Annotated in this window: 14 protein-coding genes; 6 read left to right on the top strand and 8 right to left on the bottom strand. The window is 70.5% G+C overall.

Annotation, left to right across the window (positions count from 1 at the left end; genetic code table 11):
• The first annotated feature begins 457 nt into the window (after positions 1–457).
• The 4 genes from A4U64_RS10370 (at position 458) to A4U64_RS10355 (ending at position 4,222) form a co-directional block, all read left to right on the top strand.
• Entirely contained in the window at positions 458–1,840 is a 1,383-nt protein-coding gene (locus A4U64_RS10370; protein ID WP_006936525.1) for an aldehyde dehydrogenase family protein, read from the top strand.
• A 237-nt stretch (positions 1,841–2,077) separates the two neighbouring features.
• On the top strand, positions 2,078–2,578 hold the full coding sequence (locus A4U64_RS10365; RefSeq protein ID WP_065922536.1) for a DUF427 domain-containing protein: 501 nt from the start codon (positions 2,078–2,080) through the stop codon (positions 2,576–2,578).
• Between the two features lie 304 nt (positions 2,579–2,882).
• Positions 2,883–3,338, top strand: coding sequence for a universal stress protein (locus A4U64_RS10360; RefSeq protein WP_080688533.1), 456 nt, complete (start codon positions 2,883–2,885; stop codon positions 3,336–3,338).
• A 239-nt stretch (positions 3,339–3,577) separates the two neighbouring features.
• Positions 3,578–4,222: a hypothetical protein gene (locus tag A4U64_RS10355; RefSeq protein ID WP_006936531.1), complete on the top strand. Its 645-nt coding sequence runs from the start codon at positions 3,578–3,580 to the stop codon at positions 4,220–4,222.
• Between the two features lie 83 nt (positions 4,223–4,305).
• Here the strand turns inward: A4U64_RS10355 and A4U64_RS10350 are convergent, their stop codons facing one another.
• The gene (locus A4U64_RS10350) at positions 4,306–5,145 is read right to left on the bottom strand and encodes an alpha/beta fold hydrolase (protein ID WP_198163413.1); all 840 of its coding nucleotides are present in this window, start codon (positions 5,143–5,145) and stop codon (positions 4,306–4,308) included.
• Positions 5,146–5,807: 662 nt separating this feature from the next.
• Between A4U64_RS10350 and A4U64_RS10345 the strand changes: the two genes are divergently transcribed.
• Complete coding sequence (locus A4U64_RS10345) at positions 5,808–7,274, top strand: CYTH and CHAD domain-containing protein (protein WP_065922535.1); 1,467 nt, start codon at positions 5,808–5,810, stop codon at positions 7,272–7,274.
• 59 nt (positions 7,275–7,333) lie between these two features.
• On the opposite strand, the gene A4U64_RS10340 is transcribed toward A4U64_RS10345, so the two are convergent.
• Positions 7,334–8,914: an MBL fold metallo-hydrolase gene (locus A4U64_RS10340; RefSeq protein ID WP_232334187.1), complete on the bottom strand. Its 1,581-nt coding sequence runs from the start codon at positions 8,912–8,914 to the stop codon at positions 7,334–7,336.
• Positions 8,911–9,627: a hypothetical protein gene (locus A4U64_RS10335; RefSeq protein ID WP_006936541.1), complete on the bottom strand. Its 717-nt coding sequence runs from the start codon at positions 9,625–9,627 to the stop codon at positions 8,911–8,913. Before A4U64_RS10335 ends, A4U64_RS10340 begins: the two co-directional genes overlap by 4 nt.
• A 1,041-nt stretch (positions 9,628–10,668) precedes the next feature.
• On the opposite strand from A4U64_RS10335, the gene A4U64_RS10330 reads away from it, so the two are divergent.
• Positions 10,669–14,139 carry a serine/threonine-protein kinase gene (locus tag A4U64_RS10330; RefSeq protein ID WP_065922534.1) on the top strand — a complete coding sequence of 1,157 codons (3,471 nt, stop codon included), beginning with the start codon at positions 10,669–10,671 and terminating at the stop codon, positions 14,137–14,139.
• 339 nt (positions 14,140–14,478) lie between these two features.
• On the opposite strand, the gene A4U64_RS10325 is transcribed toward A4U64_RS10330, so the two are convergent.
• The 5 genes from A4U64_RS10325 to A4U64_RS10305 form a co-directional block, all read right to left on the bottom strand.
• Entirely contained in the window at positions 14,479–14,721 is a 243-nt protein-coding gene (locus A4U64_RS10325) for a hypothetical protein (RefSeq protein ID WP_198163412.1), read from the bottom strand.
• 440 nt (positions 14,722–15,161) lie between these two features.
• Positions 15,162–16,358: an adenylate/guanylate cyclase domain-containing protein gene (locus A4U64_RS10320; protein WP_043799585.1), complete on the bottom strand. Its 1,197-nt coding sequence runs from the start codon at positions 16,356–16,358 to the stop codon at positions 15,162–15,164.
• 327 nt (positions 16,359–16,685) lie between these two features.
• Complete coding sequence (locus A4U64_RS10315; protein ID WP_157127580.1) at positions 16,686–16,913, bottom strand: hypothetical protein; 228 nt, start codon at positions 16,911–16,913, stop codon at positions 16,686–16,688.
• Between the two features lie 208 nt (positions 16,914–17,121).
• Positions 17,122–17,340, bottom strand: coding sequence for a helix-turn-helix domain-containing protein (locus tag A4U64_RS10310; RefSeq protein ID WP_065922532.1), 219 nt, complete (start codon positions 17,338–17,340; stop codon positions 17,122–17,124).
• A 162-nt stretch (positions 17,341–17,502) separates the two neighbouring features.
• The gene (locus A4U64_RS10305; protein WP_065922531.1) at positions 17,503–19,080 is read right to left on the bottom strand and encodes an alkaline phosphatase D family protein; all 1,578 of its coding nucleotides are present in this window, start codon (positions 19,078–19,080) and stop codon (positions 17,503–17,505) included.
• Positions 19,081–19,141 lie beyond the last annotated feature (61 nt).

Here is a 19,141-nt window from a genome sequence, read left to right as displayed (position 1 = left end):
CGCCCCCACCCGGACACAGCGATCTGCTCGTGCGATCGTGACCGGTGCGTCGTGCGAGACGACTGTGGGCACGCCTCGGACGCATACCGTCCGGAGCGCTCGGCGACCTCCGAGGCCTTCCGATCGAGTTGCCCGTCGGGCTCCTGCCGTGCACTGAACACGTAATCGGCCGACACGTATCCGCAGGCACCAGCGGGTCCTAGACTGTGGCGATGGGCATCGCTCCGGATGTCGGGGCACCGCGTCGGCGCGGCACCGCCCGATTCGGTGCCACCCGCCGCCGCGGGCTCGGGCCACCGTCCGGGTGCCGCTTGCGCCGGCGCATCCCCACGACCCGCGCCCGAGGCCCTGTCGTCGACGACCTCGCCCCGGCCCCCGTGCCGCCGTCCGCCCATTCGCCGTTCCGCCGCGACAGGCCGACCGCACATCCACTCTCGACTTCCGCCTGGAGGACCACATGACCGTCACATCCACCGACACATCGACCGAACTCCTGACCCGACTGCGGAAGGCCTACGCGACCGGACGCACGCGCGATGCCGGATGGCGCATCCGCCAGCTCCGCGGCATCGAGAAACTCGCCGACGAGCGCGAAGCCGAGATTGCGGCCGCCCTGCAGGAGGACCTGGGCCGAAACGCGGTCGAAGCCTGGCTCGGCGACGTCGCTTCCACCCGGGCCGAAGCCGCCTACGCCCGCAAGCGGGTCCGGCGATGGATGCTTCCTCGACCGAAGTCCTTGTCGATCAACCAGTTTCCCGCACTCGGCTGGGTGCAGTACGAGCCGATGGGAGTGGTCCTGATCATCGCACCGTGGAACTACCCGGTGTATCTGACGCTCGGTCCGCTCGTCGCGGCAGTGGCCGCCGGAAACTGTGCCGTGATCAAACCGTCGGAGCTGGCCCCCGCCACGTCCGCGCTGCTCGCCCGGCTGATTCCGCAGTACCTCGACCCGGAGGCCGTCGTGGTCGCCGAAGGCGATGCCGAGCTCACCCAGAGCCTGCTCGCGCAGGGATTCGATCTCGCCCTGTACACCGGCGGCACCGAGGTGGGCCGCAAGATCATGGCCGCCGCCGCCCCGCAGCTCACGCCGGTGATCCTCGAACTCGGTGGCAAGTCTCCGGTCATCGTCGCCGAGGACGCCGATCTCGAGGTCACCGCGCGGCGCATCGCCTGGATCAAACTCCTCAACTCCGGACAGAGCTGCATCGCGCCCGACTACGTACTGGTCGAGCGGTCCGTCCGCGACGGGCTCGTCGACAAGATCGTCGACACGATCGCCCTGTTCCGCAGCGAGGAACCGCAGCCGGGGATGCGGGTGGTCAACCACCGTCACTTCGATCGGCTCGAGGCGTATCTGGAGTCCACAACCGGACGCATCGTCACCGGCGGCAGGTGCGATCGTGACACTCTCACCGTCGAACCGACCGCGATCGTCGATCCGGCACCCGACGACCCGGTCATGACGGACGAGATCTTCGGGCCCATCCTGCCGATCCTCACCGTCGACTCGGTCGACGCAGCCCTCGACTTCATCGGTGCCCGCCCCAAACCCCTTGCAGCGTACGTGTTCTCCAAATCCCTGAACACCCAGAAGAAGATCACGCAGCGAATCAGCGCGGGTGGCGTGGTGGTCAACCACGTCGGCATGCACGTCCTCGCCCCACAACTGCCGTTCGGTGGCGTGGGCGCCAGCGGAATGGGGGCGTACCACGGGCGCTACGGTTTCGAGGCGCTCAGTCACCGCAAGGCGGTGCTCGTCAAGCCGTTCCGCCCGGATCCGGCGATGAACTACCCGCCCTACACCCAAGCTGCGCTGAAGATCATGCGGCGCCTGTTCTGAGCGGTCCACCGACACCGTCGGGAGTGGAGGGCACCGGCACGGCCGAGGAGGGATCGGCCGGTAGCGTAGTGGACGGCCTCGACGACTCGGAACCGACGAGCCGCGCATTGCTGCGGTCCTGACTCGTCGCCCACGGACGCAGGGGCCGCAACTCGGTTACCCGGCACCCTCGGTCCCGACAGCCCCGGCCCCGCGGTCGTGCCCGTACCCTGGGGAGGTGACCACGAGGAGGTCGCCGTGACAACCCGTCCGAGACCCGTCGAACCTGCCGCCGGGCAGGAGTCGGTGTGGGACTACCCGCGCCCGCCCCGCGTGGAGACCTTCACCGGCTCGATCACCGTGGAACGGGGCGGCCGGACCATCGCGTCGAGCACGCGCGCCTGGCGGGTACTGGAGACCAGCCATCCGCCGACCTACTACCTTCCCGCCGACGCCTTCGCCGAAGGGGTGCTTCGGGAGACGCCGGGCTCGTCGTGGTGCGAGTGGAAGGGCAGGGCGAGCTACTACGACTTGGTGACCGACTCGCGGGTCGCGCCGAAAGCGGCATGGACCTACCGTGATCCCACCCCCGCCTTCCGCGCGATCGCCGGGGCCGTCGCGGTGATGGCCGCCCAGGTCGACCGGTGCACCGTCGACGGCGAGGAGGTCGTCCCGCAACCCGGCGGGTTCTACGGCGGCTGGATCACCAGCTCGGTCGTCGGCCCGTTCAAGGGAATCCCCGGATCGGCGGGCTGGTAACCGCTCCGCAGTACGTCGACGCCGATGCGTACCTGCGGGCGAGCGCGAGCATAGACTGGGTCCATGGGCATCGTTTCCGATGTCGATACGCACCGCGTCGGTACAGGGCACTCCCGCTGCGCGGTGGTCGAGTCCAGCTTTCCTTCCGGCACGAGCTTCGAGAGTTCACCCGGGCGGTCACGCACCGGCCCGCACGAAGCCGTACCACCCGGATGCGGCGGCGAACGACCGTCCCTCGGCGCCGCCTGCGTCGAGGATCCCGGCGCCGACCGTTCCGACCGCGCCGGGCAGGAGAGGAGTCGTCGTGACCGATGACGGAATGACCGGCCGCGTCGTGGTCGGAGTGGACGGTTCGGAGCCGTCGAAGGGGGCACTGCGCTGGGCACGATTCGTCGCCCGCTCGGCAGGGTTCGAGGTCGACGCCGTGGCGGCATGGGAGATTCCCTGGGCCGCCGCGGAAGGCTGGCCGAGCGATTGGGATCCGGAGCGGGAAACGTCCGGGATGCTGCACGAGACGGTCACCGGGGTCCTCGGGAGCGAGCCCGGCGTGTCCGTGCAGGAACTGGTTCGCCGCGGCGGAGCCGCGCGCGTCCTGCTCGACGAGAGCCGCGACGCGCAGTTCCTGGTGGTGGGAAGCCGGGGGCACGGCGGCTTCAGCGGCCTGCTGCTCGGTTCGGTCAGCGCCGCATGCGCCGAGCACGCACACTGCCCGGTGCTGGTCATCCACGGCGATACCCCGCCTCCGCCCGTCTCGCCCTGAGGCGATCGCGGCGACGATCCCGCGCCCCCGTCGCACCGCTGTCCCCGATCTGCCGGTCCGGTCGTTCCCTTCCCCGGATCGGTCCCCGCCGCGTGTTCTCGTCCCGGAAAACGCTGCGAACAGCACCCGGTGCGGCGGATGATCGAGAAACAGCGCCCGAGGGCGGTGGATCGTACGCGCGACCCTCCCGTTCCTGCGCGTGTCCGACTCGTTCGCTCGACCTTCGGGAGAGGCCCGCCATGAGACTCGGCATCCTCGTTCTCGCCGTCGGCGCGTCGCTGCTCGCCGGCACCGGTGTTGCAGCGGCCGCCGATCCGGCCGTCCTCGGCGGCGGTTCCGGTATCGTCATGGACGGCCGGAACTACTGCACCCTCACCACGATCGGCCCCGATTCCGGGGGCCGGCTGGTCGGATTCACGGCGGGGCACTGCGGAAACGCCGGGTCCACGGTCGCCTCGGAGGCCGATCCGGACGCCGGTGTGGTCGGCACGATCGCCTACACCGATGCGGACTTGGACTACGCGGTGATCGTGTTCGAGCCGGCGAAGGTGGCGCCCGTGAATCGGGTGGGAAACACGACGATCACGGGGATCGGGGGACCGGCGCAGTTCCCGGACATCGTCTGCAAGCAGGGCCGCACCACGGGGCATACCTGCGGGGTGGCCTACGGCGATGTGTTCGGTTCGGGGCAGACCTGGACGCAGACGTGCGTCGACCTCGGCGACTCGGGAGGTCCGGTGGTGGTCGGAACCACGCTCGTGGGCATGGTGAACGGCTATCTCAGCGTTGCCTGCCTCGGTCCGGAGGTCGGCACGAGCATGACGGCCGTCGTCGGTGACGCCGATGCGCGGGGCGGCGCCGGGGCGGGGTTCCGTCCGATCTAGGAGGCGCAGGTCGAGACGATGTCGCCCGGGTGAGGGGCGGACCTGTCGGACCGGCGGCCACGCACCCCGGGGGTTCTCCTCGGTCAGCCGACCTCGGCGAGAAAACGCTCCAGGATGCCGGTGACCCGGGCCGGGTCTTCCAGCGTCGAACTGTGGCCCACCCCGTCGAGTTCCACCAGTCGCGAGCCCGGGATCAGCGCGTGCATTTCGCGGGAGAGATGCGGCGGCATCTCGACATCCAGTTGTCCCGCGACGATCAGCGTCGGCACGCTCACCGCGGGGAGCTCGTCCCGGATGTCGGGGCGGACCATCATGCCGAGCATCGTGTTCGCCAGTGACGACCGGTCGGCCTGCGCCCACCGCCTGCGCCACGCCTGACGCTCGGGTTCCCGGGCGGGGTCGGTGCGGAACGGTGCGCCGTAGAGTTCCTTCTCGATGCCGCGCAGCACGAGGGCAGGTGACGGCCCGAGGAGCCGGGCCACGGCCGTCAGGGCCAGGTGCAGCGGGTACTTCGCGGGCGGGTGCGGGGTTGCGCCGGTGTTGAGCAGGGTCAGCGAGCGCACCTGGTCCGGTTCCCGCGCTCCGATGCGCATCCCGACGAAGCCGCCCATCGACAGCCCCACCAGATGCGCGGGTGCGAGGTCGAGCCGCCGGATCACGGTGAGCACGTCGGCGGTCAGTTGCTCGAGCTGGTAGCCGCTCCGGGCGTGCCCGGAGCGGCCCTGTCCCCGGAAATCGAGGGTGAGGCAACGGTATCGATCCCTCAGCGCCGCGATCTGCGCCTCGTACATTCGCCCGTCGAAGAAGAACCCGTGCAGGAACAGGATCGGCTCGCCCTCACCGCCGGTGTCCTCGCAGTACAGGTCGACGTCCCGCACCCGCAGGTACGACCGGCGCATGTCCGGAACTCGGGGCGTTGTCATGGCATGCTCCGTTTCGAGCTGTGACGGGGACCGTCGCGGAATGAGGTCGAGGATCGGTTCCGAGCACCGCCGGTGTCAAGGGGGGCCGCAGCAACCGCAGTGGCGCCGTGGATCCGTGTGCCCGCGATCTCGCGACACCACTTCAGCACGTGCAGTTGTGCCTCGGTCAGATTCGTGAAAGCCTGATCGGCCCAAGAGCTTCCGCGCACATACTGCACCGCGCGTTCGACCCGGGGTTTACGCTTCGGTGACCGCACCCGCGCCGGATCGGGCCGGGCCGTCCGGTCCGTCGCCGGCGTCGGCAGGGGCCTCGGTGCGACCGTCGCCGCATTCTCCGGCTGCGTCGACGACCGCGCCGGCGCAGCAGCGGTGGTGGTACCGGACTGGACTCGGGTGGTGGGCCGGTACGGGATCAGCCGTTTCGCGGCCGGTGCCCCGTCCCCGACGGCGGCCGGCACCGGCCAGTCCACCAGCCCGGTGCTGCCGAGGGCGGCCAGCGTCGCCGCGGCCGCCGGGGTCGAGTCGGTGACCAGACGAGCGGATGTAGCACGTATTCCCGGAGATCCTCGACCGTCGATTGGCCCACTGCCGAAGACCATCCTGCGGCGGGAACCCGGCGCGTTCACTGCCGAAGCCCGGCCGGATGCGACAGACTCGAAGTCATGGCCTCGTCCGCGCCCGCCCACACCACGTATCTCGCGTCGTCCCGGGGGGACCTGCCGCGATGGCAGGACATCCTGCCGAAGGCACGGCACGTCGAGCACCCCGGCCCCGAGCGCCACAGCATCTACCTCGACACCGACGACCGCGATCTGCGGCACTGGGACAGCGTCCTCCGGTACCGAAATCCCGGCCCCGACGACGAGCCCGGCTGGGAACTGGCCGTTCCCGGCGGCACGCTCGGTACCGAACTGCACCTCGCCTCCACCGACAGCGACCTCGTGCCCGACGAACTCACCGCGGCGGTGGCGGGCCTGACGGGCGGGCGGCCGCTGCGACGCTCGGTCACCCTCGGCATCGGCGAGCACCGGCACGAGTGGTACGACCGCAAGGACCGGCTGCTCGCGCAGATCATCGTCGAGACGGTCCAGGCCACCGTGATCGGCCGGGTGGCAACCGTCGAACAGTGGCACCAGCTCCACCTCGACCTCGGTACGGCGGCGACGAAGAAGCACCGCACCGCCGTCACCGCGGCCCTGGCCCGCGCCGGCGCCGCACCGGCCCCGCACCGCAGCGAGCTCGAGCACGCCCTCGCCGCAACCGACCCGGCCCCGGGCCCCCACACCCCCACCGGGAAGGCCCCCACAGCGCGGCGGATGCTCGGTGCCTACCTCGACGCCCAGATCGAGGCGATCGGCGCGGGGGACGTGTGGCTGCGCCGCGGTCTGGACCCGATACATCCCACCCGGGTCGGTATCCGGCGGCTGCGCAGCACCCTCCGGGTGTGGCAGGACCTGTTCGAACCCGCGCAACGCACCTGGCTCGATTCCGAATTGTCTTGGTATTCCGGGCTGCTCGGTCATGTTCGGGATCGGCAGGTGCAGCGCGCCCGGCTGGCCGCCGCGCTCGAGACACTGCCGCCGGAAGTGGTGATGGGCCCGGTGGCGTCCCGGCTCGACACCGATCTGCTCGCCGACGAGCGCCGCCACCTCGACGAGGTGCTGCGCGCCCTGGACTCCGACCGGTATCGCATGCTGCTCGCCGCGCTGGCACGCTGGCGCACGCAGCCACCGCTGACCGACCATGGGGACGGTGCGCGGGTGATCGAGAAGGCGGTGCGCACCGCCGAACGCACGGCCCTGAGCCGGGTGCGGGCCGCCGCCGACGAGGACGAGGCGGCGCCGAGTCGGGCCCGCAAGGCCGCCGAGCGGGCCCGCTACGCCGTCGAGTTGGCTGCCCCGCTGCTGGGCCGCACACGCGCGAAGCGCAAGATCGCCCGCTACACGAACATCCAGCAGGTCCTCGGCGAACATCGGGACAGCGCCGTCGCCACCGACCTGCTGCGCGAGTTCGGTGCCCGGGCCGGGACCACACCCGGGGAGAACGGGTTCACCTTCGGGTTGCTGTACGGGCTCGAGCTGCAGGCGGCCGAGCGGGCCCGTCGCCACGCCGCCGACCTGGCCACCTGAACGGCACCCCCTGGTCCGGTCGAGGCGGCGGCGCGCCTCGTCGAGGCTGCCGGCCTCGGTCACCGTGTGCACCACCGCGCCGATCCCCGGGAGCCGTCACTGCACCACCGCGGCGAGGGTCGGTCGATCCATGATCCGAGCAAGGTCGTGATCGACCTGGCGATGGCGACGACCGCCGCGATGCCGCACAGCACCCGCATGGCGGCGTATGCCGCGATGGGGGTCCGACCCCCGGCGGAGCACAGGGCGGGTGCTCGACGTCGAGCAGGCTGCGACGGTAGCCGGCCATGGGCCGCCAGGTCCCCCGGAGGTGGGCGAATGTCGGGGAACGCAGTACCGGGCGGGGCCGCTCTTCGGGTGACGGTCATCGCGGTGCTCTCGTCTGGTGGGCCGGCTGTCCGCTGTCGGTGACCCGGAACACCGGGTAGCGCGGTGCCACAGCCGCCAACTCTTCCCCGCAGCAAGTAGGCGCGGAGGAGGCCGGCCCGGTCGGCGACCGGCACCTCGACCAACGTGACAGCCCTGCGTCGGCGGCCGCGGGCCAGCACCGCGCGCCCGCCGGCGGCCCCCACGTTGCGGGCCCACTGGGACTGCCCGGCCAGCGACAGCAGGTACTGCTCGCCGTCGTGGTCCAGCAGCACCAGGTTGGTCCGGCGCACGACACCGGAGCGGCGCCCGGGAACCTCGAGCGTCACGACATATCGCGGGCTGAGCCGCAGCCGGGTCAACGCGTGACCCAGCCACTGCAGCCGGGCGTACACCAGCGGTGGGGGCCGATACCGGCCCGCTCCGCCGTACCGGGGTGCGGCCACAGCGACCCGGAGCGTGCGCAGCCCCCGGCGCAGCCGACCGGCCCGAGGCCGGTCCAGTTTCCGGGCCAGGTGGTGCAGTGCCTCGGCCGCTGCGGTGGCCAGCGGCAGCCCGTGCCCGGGAGCGAGCACCCGCGGCTCCAGCGCCGCCAGGGCAGCGACGGACCGCACCGCCGCCGGCTGGTCCCAGGTGGTGTACCGGGGTGGTCCGGCGAGCCGCCGCCGGCCGGTCAGCGTCCCGAGGACCGAGTTCAGGTCCACGGTCACCGCGGCGTCCCCGGCGATCAGCACGCCGTCGCTGCGTCGCAGGTAGGCCACGTGACCCGGGGTGTGCCCGGGAGTGTGCACCCATTGCCAGTCGGGCAGCGCCGGCACCACGCCGCCCGGCCCCAGCGGACGCACCACGTCGGTGAGGCTGCCCGCCTGTTCGATCCGGGCCCGAGTCCGCCGGGGCAGCAGCCGCATCAGCGGGATCACCACCCACCGGTCCAGCGGCATCGTGTACTCCGGCAGGTACCGGCCCGGGGCCATCGGCAGCTCAGCGGGGTGGACGTACACCGGCACCCCCCAGGTCCGGGCCAGGGCCCCGGCGGCCCCGGAGTGATCCGGGTGGAGGTGGGTCAGCAGAATCGCCGCCGGCTTCGTGCCCGTGCCGAACAGTGACTCCGCCGCCGCGGTGATGGTCTCGGCGCTGCCGGCCCAGGCCGCGTCCACCAACACCCACGTCGACCCCGACGCGATCAGGTAGACGTTGGAGGCGGCGGCGCTCCGGCCGGCCCGGAGCAGGTGGACGCCGGGGGCGATCTGGTGCGGTCGGGCACGGAAGGTCATCGGGTGCCCCTGCTGCGGTGGCCGCTGCCGGGTTGCGCGTGTGCGACGCCGCGCCCGGCCTCGAGCCGGTCGCGGGCCCGGGCCGCCGGCAGCGCCAGGATCACCCCGCCGAAGGCCAGCACCATCAGCCCGTACACCCCGGCAGGACTCGTCGAACCCCACACCGCGTGCATCACCAGAGTGCCCGGGACCAATCCCAGGTAGCCGACCACGCCGGCTCCCAGCGCCCACGGCCACATCCGTGCCAGGGAGCGCCTGGCTGCGCCGAAGTGCTGCGGGGATACGGCCGGCCAGGCTGCGCCCAAGCCCAAGACGATGCCCAGCAGGGGCGGCCCGAACCCGCCGCCCACGGCCAACAGCAGCAACGACAGCCCGAGCAGCAGCGGCCCTGCGTGCCGGCGGTGCACGCCGACGATCGCCCAGGCACCCAGCGCGGTCGCCACCACCACGGTGACGACCCCGGAGACCAGCAGGTCGGGGAGCACGGTCAGGGCGGGCTCGCCGCCGAGGGCCTCGAACGCCGCGTGCTCGGGCCAGGACCGGATCACCCACCCCGGCGGTGGGCCCGAGCCCTGAAGCATCTCCCCGACCCCGTGCTCGATGCCGGCCAGGGCGGCCAGCGCCCCGAACACGGCGACCACGGTCCCGGTGGCGGCACCCGGCCGGACCTGCTGCCGGCTGCCGCCGGACTCGGCGTTCTCTGCGGTGGTCACCCGAATCACCCCGGGGCGGTCACGGGGGCGCCGGTCGACTCGACTACGTATTCCGCGGAACCGGCTTCGGATGCAGTCATCTCTCACCTCGGATCCTCGAAGGTGTGCACGGCGCCCTTCTCCGACCGCGGTTGCGGTGGGTGCACCCACTGTAGGTGCGCATCGCGGCAGATCGGCACGAGATCTCGTGCCGATCTGCCGAAGAAGCCACACGACCCCAGAAACCGCCACTACAGGCGGCGAGCGGGAACGCCGCCCAGCTGCGGGCCGGTCCCGCCTTCCACCGCGGGAGTGCGGTGTGCGCAGGCGCGGTCATGACTGCCGCGGTGGGTGAAAGTCCAGTTCCTGCAGCGTGGTCAGGGAGGTCGACGGCAGGTCGGGGAAGCGAATCGCTCTCATCGAAAGAGCCATTGAGGTTCGACGTCGAGTTCCACACCCTCCTCGCACACGCCGCCCAGAATCCGCTGCGGGTGACGCTGCACGGTGCCCTCCGAGCCTCGAGCGGCGTCAAACCCGCCCGACGCCCGGACCCGGTCCCCGCCGGCCCCGAACTGCCGGATACACCATCGCCGGCCAAGACGAGGTGAACAGTCTTGTCCCCGGCTACCCGATCATCCTCGAGGACCCGTTCCGCGCCGAATCCTGGCGACAGACGAGGCCCCTCGTACCAGCTCCAGCTCTGGGGTGCGGCCAACACACCGACGTCGCCGCCGCGCGGCCAACCGCTCGCTGAGCGTCCGCTGAGAAGGCGGTGCGTCACGCGTATCGGCGAATGGCCAACCGGGGCCGACAACCGGCCGACAGCCGACTTCGGCGTCGCGGCCGACGCCGCCGCGACGCCGACGCGTAGGTCGACGAGTCGGGTTCTGCTGCCGCACAATGGTTCTCGGGGAACATGCGACCCCAGGCGTGGGTGCCCGCCGACAATGCCCACTCCCTCGATGGACAGGCCGCTGGTCGTCCGTTCGATCGCCCCGCCTCCGATCCCACGGGGATATGATCAGGGCATTCGACCAACCCCGGCTATGAGTGAGGCAGCCGATGGCCGAGAGCGATCCGCTGGCGACGCAGCGGGAGACCCCGCCGCGCATCGTGGCCGAACTTGTCGCGGCCGGGTTCGAGGACGTGCACGAGATCGGCCGGGGTGGTTTCGGCGTCGTCTACCGGTGTCGGCAGCCCGCCCTGGACCGCACCGTGGCGATCAAGGTGCTGACCTCGGAACCGGACCCCGACAACCTCGAACGCTTCCTGCGTGAGCAGCGCGCAATGGGGCGGCTGTCCGGCCACCCGAATATCGTCACCGTCCACGAGGTCGGCGCCACCGCATCCGGTCAGCCGTACATCGTGATGGAGTACCACCGCCGCAACTCGCTCGAGGCCCGGATCCGGGAGCAGGGCCCACTGCGGTGGGAGGACGCACTCGGGATTGGCGTCAAGATCGCCGGCGCGTTGGAGACCGCGCACCGCATGGGCATGCTGCACCGGGACGTGAAACCGGCGAACATCCTGCTCACCGACTATGGTGAGCCGCAGCTGACCGACTTCGGAATCGCTCGGGTCGCCGGGGCTTTCGAGACCGCCGCCGGCGCGGTCACGGGATCTCCGGCGTTCACCGCCCCGGAGGTGCTCGCCGGACAATCCCCCTCCCGCTCGGCGGACGTGTACGGGCTCGGCGCGACTTTGTTCTGTGCCATCACCGGGCACGCGGCGTACGAGAGGCGCCGCGGCGAATCCGTGGTCGCGCAGTTCCTACGGATCACCCGCGGGCCGGCACCTGACCTGCACGGCGGCACCGGCATCCCGGATGATGTCGGCGAGATGCTCGAGCGCGCGATGGACCGGGATCCGACCTCACGCACCGGCACCGCCGCCGCATTCGGCGAGCAGTTGCGTGCGGTCGAGGAACACCACGGGCTGCCGGTGGACGAGCTACCGGTGCCCGATGCCAGCGAGCCCACCGACCTCGGCGCCGCGCACCCCCGCGCCACGACCGGCACCGGCCGCCGGCGGCGGACCGGATCCGGCCGGCTGACCCCACCGGTGCCTGCCACGCGGCTGCGCCCACCGACGGCGACCCGCCCCCTGGTGGTCCGCGAGCGCCTGCTGCGGCTGCTGCGTGTGGGTGGGCGGCGCATCCTGACGGCCATCACCGCCCCGCCGGGCTTCGGCAAGACCACCCTGGCCGCACAATGGTCGCGCGAACTGGCCGACAACGGCGTCCAGGTGGCCTGGCTGTCCGTCGACAGTGACGACAACGGGGCCGTGCGGCTTCTGGCGCATCTGCTCGAATCCCTCCGACAGGTGCGGCCGGCCCTGGCCCAGGATCTCGGCGCGGTCCTCGAGGAGTACGGCGACGACGCCACGCAGTATGTGCTCACCGCGTTGATCAACGAAATCCAGGAGTCCGAGGAGCACGTCGCGCTGATCATCGACGACTGGCACCGAGTCTCCGACTCCGCGACCATCGCTGCGATGGCGTACCTGTTGGACAACGCCGACCCCAATCACCTGCAGATCATCGTGACCAGCCAGGCGCGCACCGGACTGCCGCTGAGCCGCATGCGGCTGCGCGACGAGCTGATCGAGGTGGACGCGGCCACCCTGCGGTTCGACCCTCCGGAGGTACGACGGCTGCTGGTCGAGCTGGCCGGACTCCGCCTGACCGACAACGACGTCGACGCACTGACCCGCGCCACCGGCGGCTGGGTGGCCGCGCTGCAGCTGGTTTCGCTGTCGCTGCGCGACAGCGACGATCCGGCAGAGCTGATCCGCGGAATCACCGGCCGCCACCATGTCATCGGGGAGTACCTCGCCGAGAACGTCCTCGACACCCTCGAACCCCGAATTCTCGAGTTCCTGCTCGCCACCTGCATCTGCGAATACGTCTCTGCAGAGCTGGCAACCGTGCTCACCGGAACGACTCGATGCCAGTCGTTGCTCGAGGAGATCGAGGACCGCGGCCTGTTCCTGCGCCGGATGGACGAGGACCGCACCTGGTTTCGCTACCACCACCTGTTCCGAGAGTTCCTGCAACGCCGAATCGAACGCGAGACCCCCGAACGCGTGACGCAGCTGCACCGCACCGCGGCCCAATGGTTCGCCGAGCACGCGATCATCCGCGACGCGGTGACCCACGCCCAGGCCGCGGGGGATCAGGAGATGGCCGTCGACCTGGTCGAACGGCACGGCGCGAGCCTGCTCGAGCACTCCCAGGTGACGTCCACGCTGGCGCTTCTCGACAAGCTACCCCCGGCGGTGCTGTCCAACCGCCCCCGCTTGCAACTGATGGTGGCATGGACCACGATCCTGTTGAACCGCGTTCGCCCCGCCGAACAGGCCCTCGAGGCCGTCGAATCCCTCCTCACCACCGCGCCTCTCACCGCCGACGAGACCGAGGACCTGCGAGCCGAAGTCGGGGTGGTGCGTGCCGTCGTAGCGGCCCGGTGCGACCGCTTCGACACCATCGACGAGCTGGTCCGCCCCAGCCTGGCCCGGGCCGACTCGCTCTCACCCTGGGTAGTGTCCGCGGCCGCGAACCTCGCCAGCATGGCCGCGATCTACCGGTTCGATTTCGACGCGACGGAGCGGCTTCAGGAGTGGGCCGCGCCATACCACGCCCGCAACCACGGGCCATACGCCCACATGCACAGCTATTGCTGCCTCGGCCTCGCCGCGCACGAACGACTCGACATCGCCACCGCCGAGGAGCGGTTCCGGCAGGGTCTGCGGGTATCCCGCAGCCGGGGCGACGGGCACTCTCTCGCCGCCCGACTCGCGGCGTCACTGCTCGGCGAGCTGCTGTACGAACAGGACCGCCTCGACGAGGCGGAACGACTCCTCGACGAGGCCTACCTGCTCGGCTACGAGGGCGGTGCCGTGGACTTCAAGGTGGCCCGGTACGCGATCGGCGCCCGGATCAAGGCGGTGCGGGGCGATCGCGCGGCGGCCGCGCAGCGCCTGGATGCGGGCGCTCGGGCCGCGCACACGCTGACGTTGCCCAGGCTGCGGGCCCGGATCGAGGAGGAACGCGTACGGTTGCGGCTGCCCCCGACCGCCGGCATTCCCCCGCGCCCCCCGATCGCCTATGCGGAGCGGCGCCGGCCGGTGCACGGGGTCGACGCGATCACCGCCCAACTCGACGAGACCGTCGCCATCTGGGCACTGCTCGACGACGACACACCGGCGGCGACGGAGTTGGCCTGCACCTGGGCGCAGGAATGGGTGGACATGCTCGCAGACGCCGGCCGGCCGCGGGCGCTACTGCAGGCACGGCGGCTGCTGGTCGACACCCTCGCCGCGGCCGACCGCGCCGACGAGGCCAAGGAGTTGCTCGCGACGATCACCGCGCAATGCGCCACGCTCGGCATCGTGCGCTACCTGCTCGACGGCGGGCCGCACCTGGTGGCGCTGCTCGCGGATCTGCGCGCGGCCTGGGAGGCCGGGCGGTGGCGAGACGAGTGGCCCTCGGTGCCCGACCGATTCTGGGACGCGCTCACCCCGACAGAACCGTGATGCCCCGCCCATGCGCTCATCGCATCGTCCACAACGTCAGCGGCGCCTCCACCCGCATCCCGCGGCCCCACTCCGACCGCGAGAGGGCGCGAACCTGCGGACCAACGCCCGGCCTCGTCGCGCCACCCGCCAGACTGGTCGATGCGTTGGTCAGAATCTGCCGCGCGGGGTGTTCGGCCGACGATCGGGTGTGCGAGAGGATGAAGCGTTCCTGACGCTCTCCGTCACGGTGCGTTGTTCGAGGTAAACCGCCGCAGTGGCCGAATCCGAATTCCGGCATTCTGCCCGATGCGGTCACCGATGCCGTGGACGCAGCGCACGGCCACATCCGGGCCCTGCTCATCCGTCGTCCTCCACGTGGGCGGGGATCGCTTCGCGGCCACCATGGTGGTCCTGCCGGAAGGGCTGTACTTCGGCCGGCTGGGCACCGACAGCGCCGACGACCTCGTCGACACGTATCCGGCCGGCACCCTGGCCCTGCCCCACGTGCGCGGCCGCGCCGCGTTCTCGCTTCCGGCGAAGGCCGTCGAGCACGCCGCACGCCAGGCCGGCGGCATCACCGCCGTCGACGCGCTCGAACACCTCCGCGAGACCGTCGGACCCGATTCGGACAGCCCCACGGTCGACGCGCATCTGGCGCAGCGCCGGTACCGGGTGGTGGTGCGCGCAGGGAAGCCGCAGACTCCGTCCACCACGGATACGGAGCCGGCGCACCGGTCGCCTGGAATCGGTGGATCGTCGAGGAACTACACACGATCCCGTCGAGCCGACTTGTCCACGCCGCTCCCCTCACCGGCGCGGTCCACCTACAGAAAAAACTCTGCGGCTCAATTACATCCGGTTGGTGAACATGGTGGATCTCGTCTACCTCGCCGTGGCAGCGGAAGTGCCGGCAGCAGACCTGCTGCAGCCGCGGCCCAATTATTGCCGGATGACCGGGGAACTCCGACTTCGCGGGCGGCCGCGGGATTGCTCCAACCGCGGGCGCAACTCACCACCCGATCCTCTATCGGGAGGAGCCGCTACGGGGAGTGCTCGAGTCCCGTCTCGCTCGGTGACCTTCGGACCGCATGGACCCGATAAAGCTCGTGCTCGCCGGCGAAGCCTTTCAGCGTGTACCTGCCCGCCGGCTCCGCGGCCACTGCCGCGCTGTCCAGCCGACGCATCGCCGCGACGTCGACAAGCACCTCGAGTGGTTTGGCGATCGAAGCGATGCGGCTCGCCCGGTTGAGCGGTCGACCGATCCAATCACCGGCACTGCGCACGGCAGTGCCCCATGCGATCCCGGCATGCAGCGGCGGAAGACCCTGCCGGTGCGCGGCAGCAAGGAGCTCCAGCACCACCGTGGCCAGACTCGTCGGGTCCGGGGACAGCAGCAGCACCGCGTCCCCGACGGTCTTCACGAACCGCACCGGCGGGGCCACCACATCCGTGGTCAGAGCATCGAGTCGATCGGCCAACTCGCCGAGCTCCGATGGCGACAGTTGCTCCCCGAGACCGGTGAACCCGACCAGATCGGCGAAGCACACCGCGACCTCGTGTGCCCCGGGATCACGGTGATCGACCGTATCGGCGTGGATCTGCTGACGCAGATACTGCCGAAGGCGCGTGGTGACGGCGCGACCGAGCAAGCGGGATTGAAACTCCGCGAACCGTCGCAGCTCGCGGGCATAGCGCAGTGCCATCTCGGGGTGATCGGCGTCGGCATCGAGCTGCCGCTGAATCAAGGACACGGTCGCGCCGGCGAGGGTCGCGGTATTTCTGCCCACAATCCGGGCGAACGCGAATAGGTCGGCGTCCGCGCCGCCGAGAGCGCGGTACTCGGCCAACAGCCGGGCCAGACGCAGGTCGTCCTCGCTGTAGTCCGCCGCCCCCGCGGTCGACACCCCACGGCCCATCGAGCGAAACCACCGCTCCACATCCGACCTGGAGAGGCCGGTCCGGCCCGAGATCTGTTCGATCGTGTAGGTGACCCCGCGGGGAGTCAACGCATCGTCGAACAGCAGATATCCCAGCTGGCCTCGCCGGGTGGCCTCGGTCAGCGCTGCCACGTTTGCGCCATGGTCGGCGAGGTGCAGCAGGACGCGGATGCGGCGTGCTCTGGCTACTCCCCCCAGCCCGTCCAGCAAGCCGGCCGCCGCGAACTCACGAACGCGACGTCGGCGGCGGCACAGCCGGGACGGCGCGGACAGCAGACGCCTCGCCAACGAAAGGAGCACTTCTGGATTGTCCCGGCTCGCGCCGCCTCCTGTCCCAGGAGTCTCGCGTCCATGACGACGACGTCGAAACGACCGGCGTCGGACATGGCCACTGCTGCCGCAAACGTCACTCGGTACCTCGGGGTGACCCGGATGCCCTTCAGGATCAGCACTCGGTACCGGTGCCTCACATGCAGCACACAGAACCCGGTCGGTCGATCGGGGCGGTCGCCTCGACGTCGACGAGCCGTGCCTGAACGCCGTGGGCGAGCGCACCGAGAATCCGGGGCACCGCACCGCCGAGGATGCGATCCCTCGCGCTACCGGCTCCGGCCGACGGCCGGTGCTCTAATTCCTCCCCGACTCACACGGCCGCAACCCCCGAAAAAGCCTGTCCGGGTCGAGTTCGGCGGCGGGGGGAACGACCACACCGATCGCCCGGGCCTCGGTCACCGCCCGGGCGAGCAACAGGCGGGCCTGCTCGTAGCGGCACCGAAGGTCCTCGGGCAACGCAACATGGCGCAGTGCGACTCCGGCGGGGACCTCGTCGAGCGCCTCTGCGACCAGGGATCGCACGATGAGAATTCCTGTCTGCACACCCTCGACCGCCCAGCGTTGTTGCCAATCCATGCCGACCGCCCTCGACTCGGCTCAGCACCGATTTCACCTGCCGCAATTATCCGCCCCACAAGTCCCTGTAGTCACGCCTCGAAACTGGGCATCGCCGTCGGCGTCGGTGCACATCGTCCGTAGCTGCTCGAGGGGGACCGCTTCCGCGAGGGGTCTACTCCGCTTCGGCAGTGAAGTACCCCGCCAGGCGCGCCTCCGCGAGAGCGCGCCTCAACAGATCCGTTGCCTGCACCTCCAACACCAGGCCGATATAGACGAGATCCACCATGTCGGTGATTCCTTCGCCTCGTTCCAGGCGCAGGATCGTGTGGTGGCTGACGCCGCTCGCCTTGGCGAGAGCGCCGTGAGTCAGGTGCCTGCGGAGTCGCTCCACTCGAAACTCCTCGGCAACCGGTCGCTGTGGTCGATTCCGCGGTCGTCGGGACAGATGACCCGGCCATGACTCGAACCTACGTCACCGAACGTGCAGGCGACAGAAGTGCGGCCGACGAAACGGGCCCGCCGCCGACCGGCCGAGGATCAGTGCTGAACCCCGTCAGGCCTCGGTGACACTGGGCTTCTGATCCTCGACAACAAAGCTGGCACGGGTGTGGATGGGCGCGCCCGGGCGCCGGACATAGGGAACGACGCGGAAGTCGTTTCGCCACACCTGATGATCCAGGGTGACGCGCACGTATCCACGCTGCGCGTTGAAGAACTTCATGTCGGGATTGGCGGCCAGCAGGCGGCGCCCGGTGTCGTTCATGTCGGCGCCGTCGCCAGCTGAGGTGATCGACGTTCCCGAGAATTCCGCCGCAACGACCGGTGATTCCGGATCGGCGTAGTCCCGGCGCAAGTCGGCGACGATGTTCTGGTGACGGTCCCCGGTGATCACCACCAGATTGCGGACGCCGCGATCCGCCGCAGCGCCGAGGACGGTGTTGCGATCGGCGACGTACCCGTCCCAGGAATCGGACGACACGACCGTCTCCGGCCCGGGATCGTTGTCGGTCTGGCCCATCGCCACCTGATTGCCGATGATCTGCCAACGGACCGCCGAGTCGATGAATCCATCGATCAGCCAGTCCCGTTGCGGTGCACCCAATATCGTGCGGTCGGTGTCGAGCCGGTCGGCGCAGTTCGCGGTGACGTCCTCCCCGCAGGCCTGCCGGTCCCGATATTGCCGTGTATCGAGCATGGTGATCTGCGCGAGATCACCGAAGCGATAGCGACGGTGCAGGCGCATCCCCGGCCCGGAGGGCCGCTGCGCGAGTCGCAGCGGCTGATGCTCGTACAGCGCCTGGAAGGCAGCGGCTCGGCGCCGACGGAACAGCGCGGAGATGCGATAGATGTCGATGCCCAGTCCCGGCGCATCGGCGGCCCAGTTGTTGTCGACCTCGTGATCGTCCATGGTCACAATCCAGGGAAAAGCTGCATGTGCGTCCCGCAGCGGCTGCTCCGCTTTGTACTGTGCGTAGCGCAACCGGTAGCCGGGCAGATCGACGGCTTCGTCACGGTCCACTCCCATCGACATTCCCTCACGGCCGCGCCTCCACCCGCGTTCGTAGATGTAGTCGCCCAGATGGACGACCAAATCGAGGTCCTCATCGCTCATGTGCTCGTATGCGGTGTAGAACCCCGAACTCCACGATTGACAGGAGGCGAACGCAAACCGCATCCGCGAGGTGGGTTGTCCCGGAGCAGGGGCCGTGCGGGTCCGGCCCACCGGAGAGATCGCCGAGCCGGCACGAAACCGGTAGAAGTACCAGCGAGAGGGCTCCAAGCCGTGGATCTCCGGGTGCACGCTGTGGGCGAGTTCGCGCGTCGCGACAGCCGTTCCGCGCGTCACCACCTGCCGGAAGCTCTCATCGTGCGCGACTTCGTATTCGACGGTCACCGGATCCCACCCCATGCCGCCGCGCCCGCCGGGGGCAAGCGGGTCCGGTGCCAGACGGGTCCACAGGACGACACCGTCCGGTGTCGGATCTCCCGATGCCACACCGAGTACGAACGGGTCATCTCCTCGCCACCGCGGCGCCGGCAAGCGCGCGCTGCTCACCCCCGACGTACCCACCAGCACCGCAGCCGCTCCGGCCATACCGACTCGCAACACCTGCCGACGGGAGAGGGACATACACCACGGTATATCCCGGCTGCGGTCAGCGAGCCGGACGACGGGGTGCATCACTATCGAG

The sequence above is a fragment of the Rhodococcus sp. WB1 genome, assembly GCF_001700945.1.
Classification (GTDB): domain Bacteria; phylum Actinomycetota; class Actinomycetes; order Mycobacteriales; family Mycobacteriaceae; genus Rhodococcus; species Rhodococcus aetherivorans.
The sequence above is the reverse complement of the archived record's forward strand: the minus strand, read 5'-3'. Positions and strand labels throughout refer to the sequence as shown.

Bases quoted from the DNA above. Each gene is read 5' to 3' on its own strand.
- A4U64_RS10370 (WP_006936525.1), top strand. From the start codon at position 458: ATGACCGTCACATCCACCGACACATCGACCGAACTCCTGACCCGACTG.
- A4U64_RS10355 (WP_006936531.1), top strand. From the start codon at position 3,578: ATGAGACTCGGCATCCTCGTTCTCGCCGTCGGCGCGTCGCTGCTCGCC.
- A4U64_RS10350 (WP_198163413.1), bottom strand. From the start codon at position 5,145: ATGACAACGCCCCGAGTTCCGGACATGCGCCGGTCGTACCTGCGGGTG.
- A4U64_RS10345 (WP_065922535.1), top strand. From the start codon at position 5,808: ATGGCCTCGTCCGCGCCCGCCCACACCACGTATCTCGCGTCGTCCCGG.
- A4U64_RS10340 (WP_232334187.1), bottom strand. From the start codon at position 8,914: ATGACCTTCCGTGCCCGACCGCACCAGATCGCCCCCGGCGTCCACCTG.
- A4U64_RS10330 (WP_065922534.1), top strand. From the start codon at position 10,669: ATGGCCGAGAGCGATCCGCTGGCGACGCAGCGGGAGACCCCGCCGCGC.
- A4U64_RS10305 (WP_065922531.1), bottom strand. From the start codon at position 19,080: ATGTCCCTCTCCCGTCGGCAGGTGTTGCGAGTCGGTATGGCCGGAGCG.